At 74.7% G+C, this 13044-nt stretch carries 9 protein-coding genes and 1 pseudogene; 6 read left to right on the top strand and 4 right to left on the bottom strand.

The window, feature by feature from the left end; genetic code table 11:
• Together gcvP and I4I78_RS21325 are read left to right on the top strand one after the other, a co-directional pair.
• Positions 1-2875, top strand: a 2875-nt coding sequence (gcvP, locus tag I4I78_RS21330; RefSeq protein ID WP_218613223.1) for an aminomethyl-transferring glycine dehydrogenase, incomplete at its 5' end; no start/stop codon positions are given.
• A 63-nt stretch (positions 2876-2938) separates the two neighbouring features.
• Entirely contained in the window at positions 2939-4330 is a 1392-nt protein-coding gene (locus I4I78_RS21325; RefSeq protein WP_218613222.1) for a chloride channel protein, read from the top strand.
• Between the two features lie 4 nt (positions 4331-4334).
• Here I4I78_RS21325 and I4I78_RS21320 read toward each other — a convergent pair whose 3' ends face one another.
• Positions 4335-5300, bottom strand: a complete 966-nt coding sequence (locus I4I78_RS21320; RefSeq protein WP_308252270.1) for a LysR family transcriptional regulator — start codon at positions 5298-5300, stop codon at positions 4335-4337.
• A gap of 94 nt (positions 5301-5394) precedes the next feature.
• Here I4I78_RS21320 and I4I78_RS21315 point away from each other — a divergent pair, with 94 nt between their 5' ends.
• On the top strand, positions 5395-6600 hold the full coding sequence (locus tag I4I78_RS21315) for a TDT family transporter (protein WP_218613220.1): 1206 nt from the start codon (positions 5395-5397) through the stop codon (positions 6598-6600).
• Between the two features lie 49 nt (positions 6601-6649).
• Here I4I78_RS21315 and I4I78_RS21310 read toward each other — a convergent pair whose 3' ends face one another.
• Both I4I78_RS21310 and I4I78_RS21305 read right to left on the bottom strand, forming a co-directional pair.
• Positions 6650-8524 (bottom strand): sugar phosphate isomerase/epimerase and 4-hydroxyphenylpyruvate domain-containing protein, encoded by a 1875-nt coding sequence (locus I4I78_RS21310; protein WP_226380160.1) that lies wholly within the window; start codon positions 8522-8524, stop codon positions 6650-6652.
• 85 nt (positions 8525-8609) lie between these two features.
• Positions 8610-9554: a shikimate dehydrogenase gene (locus tag I4I78_RS21305; protein ID WP_218613219.1), complete on the bottom strand. Its 945-nt coding sequence runs from the start codon at positions 9552-9554 to the stop codon at positions 8610-8612.
• A 152-nt stretch (positions 9555-9706) separates the two neighbouring features.
• Here I4I78_RS21305 and I4I78_RS21300 point away from each other — a divergent pair, with 152 nt between their 5' ends.
• Together I4I78_RS21300 and I4I78_RS21295 are read left to right on the top strand one after the other, a co-directional pair.
• Positions 9707-10363 (top strand): TetR/AcrR family transcriptional regulator, encoded by a 657-nt coding sequence (locus tag I4I78_RS21300; protein WP_218613218.1) that lies wholly within the window; start codon positions 9707-9709, stop codon positions 10361-10363.
• 154 nt (positions 10364-10517) lie between these two features.
• The gene (locus tag I4I78_RS21295; protein WP_308252269.1) at positions 10518-11882 is read left to right on the top strand and encodes an MFS transporter; all 1365 of its coding nucleotides are present in this window, start codon (positions 10518-10520) and stop codon (positions 11880-11882) included.
• Positions 11883-12175: 293 nt separating this feature from the next.
• On the opposite strand, the gene I4I78_RS21290 is transcribed toward I4I78_RS21295, so the two are convergent.
• A complete protein-coding gene (locus I4I78_RS21290) occupies positions 12176-12640 on the bottom strand; it encodes a nitroreductase/quinone reductase family protein (protein WP_218613217.1) in 465 nt (154 codons plus the stop codon).
• A gap of 216 nt (positions 12641-12856) precedes the next feature.
• Between I4I78_RS21290 and I4I78_RS21285 the strand changes: the two are divergent.
• Positions 12857-13044: pseudogene (locus tag I4I78_RS21285) on the top strand (hypothetical protein); the annotation flags it as partial.

Raw genomic sequence — 13044 nt, 5'->3', positions numbered from 1 at the left:
CCCGTCCCTCGCCGACCTCGAGCGAGGGGTCCCCTTCGCCGACCGGCACGTCGGCCCCCGCCCCGACGGTCTCGCCACCATGCTGGAGACCCTCGGGCTGTCCTCGCTGGACGAGCTGGCCCGCGCGGCCCTGCCGGACGCGATCCGCGACGGCGAGGACGGGGAGACGGTGCCGACCTCGCTGCCGGAGCCGGCGAGCGAGACCGACATGCTCGCCGAGCTGCGCGGGATCGCCGCCCGCAACACCGTCACCGTCCCGATGATCGGGCTCGGCTACAGCGGCACCCGCACGCCGTCGGTGATCCGGCGCAACGTGCTGGAGAACCCGGCCTGGTACACCGCCTACACCCCGTACCAGCCGGAGATCAGCCAGGGACGGCTGGAGGCGCTGCTCGCCTTCCAGACCACGGTCTCGGACCTGACCGGGCTGCCGGTCGCCGGCGCGTCCCTGCTCGACGAGGCGACGGCCGCGGCCGAGGCGATGACGTTGCTGCGCCGCGCGGGGAGGTCGAAGAGCCCGCGCTTCGTCGTGGACGCGGACACTCTGCCGCAGACGATCGAGGTGCTGCGGACCCGCGCCGAGCCGCTCGGGATCGAGCTGGAGATCACCGACCTGTCCGGCGGCCTGCCGGACGGCGAGATGTTCGGTCTGCTCGTGAGCTACCCGGGCGCGTCCGGGCGGGTCGCCGACCCGTCGTCGCTGATCGCGGACGCGCACGAGCGCGGCGCGCTGGTCGCCGTCGCGGCCGACCTGCTGGCCCTGACGCTGCTCACCCCGCCCGGTGAGCTCGGCGCGGACGCCGCCGTCGGCACCACCCAGCGTTTCGGGGTCCCGCTCGGGTTCGGCGGCCCGCACGCCGCGTACCTGTCGGTGGGCGAACGCCACGCCCGCCAGCTGCCCGGCCGTCTCGTGGGCATGTCCCGCGACGCGGACGGCAACCCGGCGCTGCGGCTGGCCCTGCAGACCCGCGAGCAGCACATCCGCCGGGAGAAGGCGACGTCGAACATCTGTACCGCGCAGGTGCTGCTCGCCGTCGTCGCCGCCTGCTACGCCGTCTACCACGGGCCCGAGGGCCTGGCCGCGATCGCGCGCCGGACCCACCGGATGGCCGCCGTCCTGGCGGCCGGTCTGCGCACCGGCGGGGTGGAGATCGCGCACGACAGCTTCTTCGACACCGTCGTCGCGCGGGTGCCGGGCCGGGCCGAGGCCGTCGTGGCGGCCGCGCACGACGCCGGGATCGCGCTGCGTCCGATCGGCCCCGACGAGGTCGGGGTCTCCACCTCGGAGATCACCACGGTCGCGCACCTGCACACGGTGTGGTCGGCGTTCGGGGTCGACGTGCCCGACGTGGACGCCCTCGACGCGGCCACCGCGGACGCGCTGCCGGACGCGCTGGGCCGGACGTCGGAGTACCTGACCCACCCCACGTTCCACGACCACCGCTCCGAGACCTCGCTGATGCGCTGGCTGCGCCGCCTCGCCGACGCGGACCTGGCGTTGGACCGCACGATGATCCCGCTGGGCTCGTGCACGATGAAGCTCAACGCGGCCGCGGAGATGGAGCCGATCACCTGGCCGGAGTTCGCGGACCTGCACCCGTTCGCGCCCGAGGCCGACACCGCGGGCTCCCGGGAGATGATCGCCCAGCTCGAGCGCTGGCTGGCCGAGCTGACCGGCTACCACGCGGTGTCGCTGCAGCCCAACGCCGGGAGCCAGGGCGAGCTGTCCGGGCTGCTGGCGATCGCGGCGTACCACCGCAGCAACGGCGACACCGGGCGCGACGTCTGCCTGATCCCGGCCAGCGCGCACGGCACCAACGCCGCGTCGGCGATCATGGCCGGGCTGCGCGTCGTCGTCGTGGGCACCGACCCGCGCGGCAACGTCGACCTCGACGACCTGCGCGCCAAGATCGCCGAGCACGGCGGGCGCCTCGCCGCTCTGATGATCACCTACCCGTCGACGCACGGGGTGTACGAGGCGAGCGTGCGCGAGGTCTGCGGCGCGGTGCACGACGCCGGCGGACAGGTCTACGTCGACGGCGCGAACCTGAACGCGCTGGTCGGGGTGGCCCGCCCGGGCGCTTTCGGCGGCGACGTCAGCCACCTGAACCTGCACAAGACGTTCTGCATCCCGCACGGGGGCGGCGGTCCCGGCGTCGGGCCGGTCGCGGTGGCCGAGCACCTGGCCCCGTTCCTGCCCGGTGCCACCCCGGTCGCCGACGGCGGCGTCGGCGCGGTCTCCGCGGCCCGTTACGGCAGCCCGGGCGTCCTGCCGATCTCCTGGGCCTACGTCCGGATGATGGGTGTCGAGGGGATGCGCCGGGCCACGCTGACCGCGGTGGCGGCGGCGAACTACGTCGCACGCCGGCTCGGCGAGCACTACCCGGTGCTCTACGCCGGCGTGGACGGCTCGGTCGCCCACGAATGCATCCTGGACCTGCGCAAGATCACCAAGGACACCGGCGTCACGATCGACGACGTCGCGAAGCGGCTGACCGACTACGGCCTGCACGCGCCGACGATGTCGTTCCCGGTGGCCGGGACCCTGATGGTGGAGCCGACCGAGTCCGAGGACGTCGTCGAGATCGACCGCTTCGTCGACGCCATGATCGGCATCAAGGGCGAGATCGACCGGGTCGCGGCGGGGGAGTGGCCGGTGGAGGACAACCCGCTGCGCGGCGCGCCGCACACGGTGGCGTGCCTGGTCGACAAGTGGGACCACCCGTACCCGCGCGAGCTGGCCGCGTACCCGACCGGCGTGACGCCCGGCGTGCACGACCGCAAGGTCTGGCCGCCGGTGCGCCGGATCGACGGCGCGCACGGCGACCGCAACCTGGTCTGCTCGTGCCCCCCGGTCGAGGCCTACGGCGGCTGACCGCCCCGTCGGGTCACGGGGGAGGATGGCCGGCATGAACGGTCGGTGTGGGGTGGTCCGGGAATGACCGGCGCCCGGCGAAGCGAACGTCAGCGCCAGCCGCAACCGTTGCTGCGCAGCCGGATCTCCTCCGGCCGCGCGGCGATGGACCAGCCGAACGTCACCGGCGACGGGGACGTGCCGCTGACCGTGCGGTTCTGGGCGATGGTCGTGCTGACCGGCATCGGCGCCGGGCTGTTCGGCGTGCTGCTGATGCTGCTGCTGTTCACCGTGGCCGACCTGGCGTTCGGTCCGGGCGCCGGGGAGGGCAGCTTCCAGGACGCGGTCGAACGCGCCGACACCCTGGGCCGGGTCGTGCCGCTCCTGGTCGCCGGGGTGGTGGCCGGCCTGGGCTGGTTCCTGCTGCGGCGCCACGTGCCGGGCAGCACCGACGTCGACGACTCGATCTGGACCGGGGACGGGAAGCTGAACTTCCGGCGCAGCGCCGGGACGTCGGTGCTCTCCGAGATCGTGGTCGGGCTCGGTGCGTCGCTGGGCCGGGAGGCGGCGCCCAAGCTGATGGGCGGTGTGTGCGGCAGCCTGCTCGGGACCTGGTCCGGGCTCAGCGTGCCGCAGCGCCGGCTGCTGGTCGCCTGCGGCGCGGGGGCCGGGTTGGCGTGTGTCTACAACGTCCCGCTCGGCGGCGCGCTGTTCACCGCGGAGGTGCTGGTCGGGGCCGTGCGGCTGCCGGTGGTGCTGCCCGCGCTGGCGTGTTCGGGGATCGCCACCGTCGTCGCCTGGGTGTACCTGCCGCCGATCCCGACCTACCTGGAGCTACCGGCCTACGAGTTCGCGTTCGCGCCCCTGGTGTGGGCGGTGCTGGCCGGCCCGGTGATCGGGGTGCTGGCCGCGGCGTTCGTCCGGTTGATCGCCTGGGTCTCGGACCACCAGCCGTCGCGATGGTGGTGGCAGCTGATCGCCCCGCTGGCCGCGTTCGCGGTGCTCGCCGCGGTCGGGCTGGCCCTGCCCCAGCTGTTCGGCAACGGCAAGGACATGGCCGAGCAGGCGTTCACCGGTGTCGGCGGAGTGCTGCTGTTCGGCGCGTTGTTCCTGCTCAAGCCCATGGTGACGGCCATGTGTCTGGGCAGCGGCGCGTCCGGCGGCCTGTTCACGCCGACCCTGAGCACCGGCGCGGCGCTGGGCGCGTTCCTCGGAGCGGCCTGGTCGTTGCTCTGGCCCGGCGCGCCGGTCGGCGCCTACGCGATGATCGGCGCCGCGGCGATGATCGGTGCCGCCATGCAGGCGCCGCTGGCCGGTCTGGTCATGGTGCTGGAGCTGACCCACACCGGGTTCGGGCTGATGGTGCCGATGATCCTGGCGACGTTCCTGGCCACCGCCGTGGCCCGCTGGATCGACGGGTACTCGATCTACTCGGCGCGCCTGGTCGGCGGGCGGCGCCCGGACCAGGCGACCTGAGCGCTCACGCCGTCGCGGCGCGGGAGCCCATCCGGGCGGTGCCGTTGCGGCCGGCCCGCTGGCGGGCGATCCGCAGCAGGGAGCGTGCCGGGCCGGCCGGGACCGGCCCCTCCGGCCAGATGCCGCGCAGCTCGCGGCGCAGGTCGAGCTCTCCCGCGATCCGGACCCGGACCAGCCGGCCCGTCTCGATGTCGTCCTGCACGGCCACCGTGGACAGGACGGCGGGCCCGGCTCCGGCCAGCACCGCCTGGCGGATCGCGGTGGTCGCCGAGAGCTCCAGCGAGGGCGTCGGCCGGGTGGTGTCCGGGGCCGCGGCGTCGAGGGCGCGGTCGAGCACCAGGCGGGTGCCCGACCCCCGCTCCCGGGTGACCAGGGCGGTACCGGCCAGTTCCGCCGCCGCCACCGCGTCCCGGCGGCGCGCCCACCGGTGCTCCGGTGGGACGACGACCACGAGCTGGTCGGTGGCCACGGTCACCGCGTCGAGCCCGTCCGGCAGGGTCGGGCCCTCCACGAAACCGAGGTCCGCCTCGCCGGCGAGCACCAGCGCCGCGACCTGCTCGCTGTTGCGCACCACGAGGTTGACGCCCGTCTCCGGGCCGAGCTCGGTCCGCAGCCGGGCGAGCCAGCCGGGCAGCAGGAACTCGGCGACGGTGAAGCTGGCCGCGACGTCGAGCCGCCCGTCGCGGTCTCCGCGCACGGCCGTGATCGCGGCGTCGAGCTCGTCCGCGGCGGCCAGGACGCCCCGCGCCCAGTCGACCAGCATCGCGCCCTCGTCGGTCAGGGCCGTGCCGCGCACGCCGCGCCGCAGCAGGCGCACGCCGACCAGCGCCTCGGCGGAACGCATCCGGGCCGACACCGCCTGCTGGGTGAGCCCGAACTCCCGGCCCGCGCCGCCGAGACTGCCGACGCGGGCCACCGTCACCAGCAGCTCCAGCGAGGTGAGATCGGGGACGTGCGCGGAGAGGGCCACAACCGGAGTATAGGTCGAGCCACAACCAGGGCTTGTGAGCTGCCCGCTCCGGGGCCGGTACCGTCGTGCGCTCGCGGACGGCACCGTGAACGCCATGCCCACCTCCGTCGTCCCCCGCGCCCACCCGACCACCGGGGACGTCGTCGCCACCGGCGACCCGCGCCACCCGCTGCAGCGGGCCGGGCTGCTGCGCGATCTCGCCCATCCCCGTGACGTCGTCGCGAACCTCGGCCCCAACTGGTATGCCTCGATCATGGGCACCGGCATCGTGGCCAACGCCGCGGTGACGCTGCCGCACCGGTTGCCGGGACTGCACGTCGCCGCGCTGGCGGTGTGGGTGATCGCCTCGGTGATGCTGGTGGCGCTGACGGTGGCATCGGCCGCGCACTGGCTGCGGCACCGCGACACCGCCCGCGGGCACGCCGCGAACCCGGTGGCGGCGCAGTTCTACGGCGCCCCGCCGATGGCGTTGCTGACCGTCGGCGCCGGCACCCTGCTGCTCGGCCGCGACGTCCTCGGCGAGACGACGGCCGTGCACGTCGGCGTCGTGCTGTGGCTGGTGGGCACCGTCGCCGGCCTGGCGAGCGCGGTCGCGATCCCGTACCTGATGTTCACCCGCCACGACCTCGCGCCGGACTCGACGTTCGGCGGCTGGCTGATGCCGGTCGTGCCGCCGATGGTCTCGGCCGCCACCGGCGCGGCGCTGGTGCCGTACACACCGGCCGGGGAGCTGCGCCTGACCCTGCTGCTGAGCTGCTACGCGATGTTCGGGCTGGCCCTGCTCGCCTCGGTGATCGTCACGACGCTGATCTGGTACCGGCTGACCATGCACAAGCTCGGCCCGGCCGCGACCGTGCCGACGCTGTGGATCGTGCTCGGCTGGCTCGGGCAGTCGATCACCGCGGCCAACCTGCTCGGCGAGAAGGCCCATCTCGCGCTGCCCGAGCCGTACGCGTCGGCGTTCTCGGCGCTCGGGCTCGTCTACGGGATCCCGGTGTTCGGGTTCGCGCTGCTCTGGATCGCGCTGGCCGCCGCGGTCACGATCCGCACGGCCCGGCAGAAGCTGCCGTTCTCGCTGACCTGGTGGTCGTTCACGTTCCCGGTGGGCACCGTCGTCACCGGCACCAGCGCGCTCGCCCTGCACAGCGGGTCGGACACCCTCTCCTGGCTGGCCGTGGTGTTCTACGTCGGTCTCGTCGGCGCCTGGGCCACGGTCGCCCTGCGCACCGCGGTCGGGAGCCTGCGCGGGACCCTGTTCGCGCCGGCACCGGCACCGGCATCGGCGCCGACACCGGCATGACGCCGGCCGGTCGCTCCGGCCCGGGTACGGGTGACGCCCGCGCAGCAGGTCAGGTGCGCCGTGCGGACGCGGTGCGGGCCCGGCGGTGCGCGGCCATCCGGACCGGCGCGTCGGACCAGCCGTAGCCGTCGTTGCCCCCGACCCGCTGCACCAGGGCCAGGAACAGCCGCCCGTCCAGCAGCTCGGTGCAGACCTGCAGATAGGCGCCGTCGGCGGTGGCCTCGCAGAGGACCCCCAGCTCGCGGAACGCGGCCAGACGCTGCGGCGGCGGGGCGAGCCGGGCGTCGAGGTCGTCGTGGTAGTTGGCCGGAACGTCCAGCAGCGGGACTCCGGCGGCTCGGGCGGCCCGTGCGGTGGCGATGACGTCGTCGGTGGCCAGGGCGACGTACTGCGGGTCGGACACGCCGGGCGCCCACTCGCCGCGGCGCAGCAGCGACACCGTCAGCGCCATCCGGACCGCGCGGCGGTCGTCGGCGAGCGCGCGGCTGCGGACCAGGCCGAACGGGGCGGCGAACTCGCCCTCGGCGCACGGCGCCAGCCCGAGCACCGAGCGGTAGAACAGCGTCGCCTCGTCGAAGACGTCGAACGGCTGGGTCAGCCCGACGTGGTCGATGCCGGTGACGCCGGTGCCCGGCCCGGGGCGCTCCCCGGTCGGGACGAAGTCGCCGCTCCAGCCGGCCCCGCCGGTGACGTCGGTCCGGCAGAAGAACAGCGACGTGCCGTCCGGTGCGGTGACCTCGGCCAGGTCGGCCTCGTCCGGGCCCCGACGGCGGGGCAGCAGCGGCGCCAGCAGCCGCTGCGCCCGCCGGGCCGAGCCCTGCGGGTCGGCCGACTCCACGGCCAGCGCCGCGATCGCGGTGGCCGTGCCCGTACCCGGGTCGGACCCGGTCCCTGCGTTCACCAGGATCCGGGCATCGCCCTGTTCCCACCGGTCGACGGGCTGGGAGCGGTGCACCCCGGTGCGGGCGAAGCCGAGCGCGCGCAGCACCTCGCCCAGGTCGGGGCCGGGCTCCTGGCCTGCGTGCGGGCCGGGCTGCCCGGGCTCCGGGCGCCGCGGCCCGCGCAGCTCGACGAATGCGTGCCCGGCGAGCCGCGGGGCGGGTTCGACGACCGGGTCAGTGCCCGCCCCCGCCGTGCCCTGCAGCGCGGTGGCCTCGGCCAGCGCCAGCAGGGAACGGCGGGCGTCGACGGCGGTGCGCAGCGGGTCGGCCTGGCGGAACACGTCGTTGAACACCTCGAGCGAGAGCGGCCCGCGGTACCCGGCGGCGAGCACCGGCCCGAGGAGCGCGGGCAGGTCGAACTCGCCCTGCCCGGGGAACAGGCGGTGGTGCCGGCTCCAGCTCAGCACGTCCATCGACAACCGCGGCGCGTCCGCGAGCTGCAGGAAGAACAGCTTCTCCCCGGGGACCGCCGCGATCCCGGTCGGGTCCGACCCGCGGGAGAGGATGTGGAAGCTGTCCAGGCACAGCCCGAGGGCGGGATGGTCGGCGCGGGCGACGACGTCCCACGAGTGCTCCCAGGTCCCGACGTGCCGGCCCCAGGCCAGGGCCTCGTAGGCGATCCGCATCCCACGCGCGGCGGCGTGGTCGGCGAGCGTGTGCAGCTGCGCGGCGAGCCGGTCGTCGTCGGTGACGGCGTCGTCGGAGACCGAGGAGCAGACGAGCACCGTGACGGCGCCGAGCCCGGCCATCACGTCGAACGTCCGCTCCGCCCGGCGCAGGTTCGCCGCGAACCGCGCGTCGTCGGTCGAGTCGACGTCGCGCAACGGCTGGTAGAGGTCGATCGACAGGCCCAGGTCGGCGCACCGCGCGCCGATCCCGGCCGGCGGCAGGGGAGAGGCGATCAGATCCGGGGCGAAGATCTCGACGCCGTCGAACCCGGCCGCCGACGCGGCGACCAGCTTGTCCTCCAGCGTGCCGGACAGGCAGACGGTGGCGACGGACGTCCGGAGTCCGGCGGCGCCCGTGTCCGTTGTAGTGCCCGCGCCCGGGGTGGCGATCGGTCGCGGCTCAGGCGACACGGTCTGCTCCGCTCTCCTCGGCCGCGACCAGCTCGGCCAGGTGCGCCACCATCCGGGCCGGGTCCGGGGACAGGCCGGTGAACAGCCGGAACGCCTCCGCCGCCTGGTGCACGGCCATCCGGCCGCCGTCCAGGGTCCGGCAGCCGGCGGCCCGCGCGGCGCGCAGCAGCGCCGTGTCCAGCGGCCGGTAGACGATCTCGGCGACCCACAGCCCCGGGTGCAGCGACGACGTCGGGAACGGCAGGCCCGGGTGCCCGGCCATCCCGACCGGCGTCGCGTGCACGACGCCGTCCGCGGCCTCGAGCAGGGCGGCGAGCCCGTCCCGCCCGTGCCCGGCGGCGCGCCGGGCAACCGGACCGGTGGTGTGCCCGGTGGTGTGCCCGGTGGTGTGCGCGGACCCGGACCGGGCGGTCAGCTCGTCGGCCAGGTGCCGTGCGCGGCCGGCGTCGGCGTCGACGACGTCGAGGTGCCCGGTGCCCAGGCGCAGCAGCGCGTGCGCGGCGGCCGCGCCTGCCCCGCCCGCGCCGAGCAGCACGACTTTGTCCCTCGGCGCGCCGGGCAGGCCCGCGAGCAGGCCGTCCCGGAAGCCGGACCAGTCGGTGTTGTGTCCGGTCGCGCCGCGGGCGTCGAACACGACGGTGTTGACCGCCCCGATCGCGGCGGCGTCGTCGGACAGCGCGTCGAGGTGCCCGATGACCTGCTGCTTGCAGGGGTGGGTGATGTTGAGCCCGCGGTAGCCCTGCGCACGGGCCCGCCCCAGCAGCGCCTCGACGTCGGACGGGGCGGCGCCGAGCTCGTCGAGGTCCCAGCGGGTGTAGCGCAGCGGAAGGCCCAGCGCGCGTGCCTCCCGCTCGTGCAGGGCCGGCGACAACGACGGGCCGATCCCGCTGCCGACCAGTCCGGTACGGACGATCCCGGCCGGAGTGCTGTCCATGCCCACGACGCTCCAGGTGCTCGATCTATGTACTGTCTAGTTAGTTGTACCGGACGTCCGGTGCCGTGAGAAGAGGCGGCGGCACGGGAGACGGCCGGCGCGGTCGTAGAGTCCGCCGCACGCGACCGGCGACCAGGAGGGACCCGCACACCGTGGCCGCAGACCCGAGCGACCCCGTCCGTCAGCGCGACGCCGAGAGGACCCGGGCCGAGATCCTCGACGTGGCCACCTCCGAGTTCGCCGAGCAGGGCTACGCCGGCGCCCGGGTGGACGAGATCGCGGCCAGCACCCGCACCACCAAGCGGATGCTCTACTACTACTTCGGCAGCAAACAGGGGCTCTACGTCGCCGTGCTGGAACGCGCCTACGTGGGGATCCGCGCGCTGGAGCAGACCCTGGCCGTAGACGACCTGCCTCCCGCCCGGGCCGTGCGCGCCCTGGCCGAGCTGACGTTCGACCACCACGAGTCGCACCCGGAGTTCATCCGCCTCGTCGGCATCGAGAACATCCACCACGCCGAGCACCTGCGGACCTCGCCGATCCTGCCCGGGCTGGCGAACCCCGCCGTCGACGTGCTGGGGCGGATCCTGGAGCGCGGCGTCGCGGCCGGGCTGTTCCGCGACGACGTGGACGCCCTGGACGTGCACATGATGATCAGCGCGTTCTGCGTGTTCCGGACCGCGAACCGGCACACTTTCCAGGCGATCTTCGAACGGGACCTGCTCGACGCCGGACGCCGCGAGCACTACCGGCGGATGCTGGGCGATCTGGTCGTGGAGTACCTGACGGCCCACGTCGGCCGGGCCTGAGGCGGTCCCCGGTCCGCCCTTGACACGGGTCGACCCGCTAACTCACCATTCGGTACGTAACCAGACGGTACATAGTCGGGTGGCGTGTCCGCCCGCTCCCGTGCCCGCACGTGCTCGCCGTGTTCGCAACGACGCATCACTTCCTGGAGCCCCCGTGTCACATCCCGCCGACAGTTCCGCCGCCGCGGCCACCGCACCGGTGGCCCAGCCGCGCAAGGCGGCGCTCGCCGCGTGGATCGGCAGCGCGCTGGAGTACTACGACTTCTTCATCTACGGCACCGCCGCTGCGCTGGTGTTCAGCAAGGTCTTCTTCCCCTCGTCCAGCCCGGCCGCCGGCACGCTGCTGGCGCTGGCCACGTTCGGCGTCGGCTACGTCGCCCGCCCGGTCGGCGCCGTCGTGCTCGGCCACGTCGGCGACCGGTTCGGCCGCAAGCGGGTGCTGGTGTTCACGCTGGTGCTGATGGGCGCGGCGACGTTCGCGATCGGGTGCCTGCCGAGCTACGGCCAGGCCGGCACGCTCGCGCCGGTGCTGCTGGTGGTGTGCCGGCTGCTGCAGGGCATCTCCGCAGGCGGTGAGCAGGCGGGCGCGAACTCGATGACACTGGAGCACTCGCCGGACCACCGGCGGGCCTACTTCACCAGCTTCACCCTCTCCGGCACCCAGGCCGGGTCGATCCTGGGCACCGCGGCGTTCCTGCCTATCGCCCTGCTGCCCGAGGACGCGCTGCTGAGCTGGGGCTGGCGGATCCCGTTCTGGGCCAGCGTGATCGTCATCGTGGCCGGGGTGCTGATCCGGCGGACGCTGCACGAGACGCCGGTGTTCGAGAGCGAGGTCGCGGGCGCGGCGCCGGCGCGGCGCAGCCTGCCGGTCGCGGTGCTGCTGCGCGGTCACTGGCGCAACCTGCTGCGCGTCGTGCTCGCCTCGACGGTCGCATCGGTGAGCACCCTGGCCAGCGTGTGGGCACTGTCGTTCGCGGTGAACACGGTCGGACTGGAGCGCTCGACGATGCTGTGGGTCGCGATCGCCGCCAACGCCGTCGCGCTGCTGGCCATCCCGCTGCTGGCCGGCCTGGCCGACCGGGTCGGGCGGCGCCCGGTGTTCGTCACCGGGGCGCTGGGCAGCGGCGGCGCGCTGTTCGCGTTCTTCTGGGCGATCTCCACCGGGAGCTGGCTGCTGATCTTCGGCACCGGGATCCTGCTGTCCGGCGTCGTCTACAGCGCCGCCAACGGCGTGTGGCCCGCGTTCTACGGCGAGATGTTCCCGGCGAAGGTGCGCCTGTCCGGTATGGCGATCGGCACCCAGATCGGTTTCGCGATCGGCGGCTTCTCCCCGACGATCGCGGCCGCGGTGGCCGGCGAGGGCCCGACCGGCTGGGTGCCGGTCGCGGTGCTCGGCGGCGTGCTCTGCCTGCTCGCGGCCGGTGCCGCGGTGACCGCCCGGGAGACCGCGCACGTCACCCTGGCCGAGCTGGAGCGTCCGGTGCGTACCGGTGTCGCCTCCGCACCGGTCCCGGCCTGACGGCCGACGTCCTCGCGTGACGTCACCGCGGCGGTCCGATGCCGGGCCGCCGCGGTGACGGCGTGTCCGGACGGGAACGGTGCCGCCGCCAGCGCGTACCCGGTCCCGAGGGGTCCCCTCGCTCACCACGGAGTCCCCGGGGTTCCCCTCGGGACACGGCCGCGCTCGCCGAGCGCGCGCCGGCCGGAGGCAGACTCCGGCTGCCGAGGCCCCAGGGGGTCCCCTCGCTCACCCGGCGGTCCCGAGGGCTCCCCTCGGGGCGCCGCCGGACGGGCCGGGCTCGCGGCCGGGACTCATCGCTCGGTCTCGACCCGGAACACGGGGCAGACGCCGGCGATCTTCTCGAACGCCTCGGGGGTGACGTCCTCGACCACGCCCGCGTCGCGCATCATCGCGGCCCCGGAGGCGAGCTGGACGGGCCACTCCCGCAGGACCGGCAACGACGCCTGCGGATCGAGCTCGACCAGGCGCACCGGCTCGACGACGCGGCCCACGGTCAGCGTGCCGCGCCCGGCCGCGCGGGCGTTGCGGCCCCAGTCGGCACCGGGGTAGCCGACCAGCAGGTAGCGCTGCCCGTCGAGGTGCAGCACCGACACCGGAGTGCGGCGCGGCCGGCCGGAGCGCCGGCCCGCCACGGTGAGGACCGGGAGCTCGCGCATCCCCAGGCCGAGGCGTTGCAGGGTCATCAGGACGCGGTTGAGCGGCTTGAGCCAGCGGGGCGGGGTGGCGGACGTGCGCGCGGACCGGTCGGTCGCCATCGGATCATCTCCAGCTCGATACTCAAACTTGAATAGTCAGTGTGCCACAGGCCGAGGCCCGTTCGGATGAGTTCTGCACCCGGTCGACTCGTTGCGGATGGCAACCCCTTGCGGTGCAGCGCGTCTCTCGTAGTAGGACAGACGCGGTGCTCCTTCTGGGGCAGGGCGACGATCGGGGGAGACATGACGGGTAACGACCGGCCACGCAGGACCACGATGACCCGGCTGACGGTGGGCGCCGTCGCCGCGGCGACGCTCGCGCTCGCCGGATGCTCGAGCGGGACGGACTGGCCGAGCGCGGGGGCCGCCTCCTCGGCACCGGCCACCTCGGCTCCGGCCACACCTGCTGCGGGCACCGAGGCCCCGGCGAGCGACACCGCCGCCGGTACCGGCGACGGCGCGGC

It is taken from the genome of Pseudonocardia sp. KRD291 (assembly GCF_019263595.1).
GTDB lineage: Bacteria > Actinomycetota > Actinomycetes > Mycobacteriales > Pseudonocardiaceae > Pseudonocardia.
Note: the sequence above shows the minus strand (reverse complement) of the source record. Positions and strands in the feature narration are given on the sequence as shown.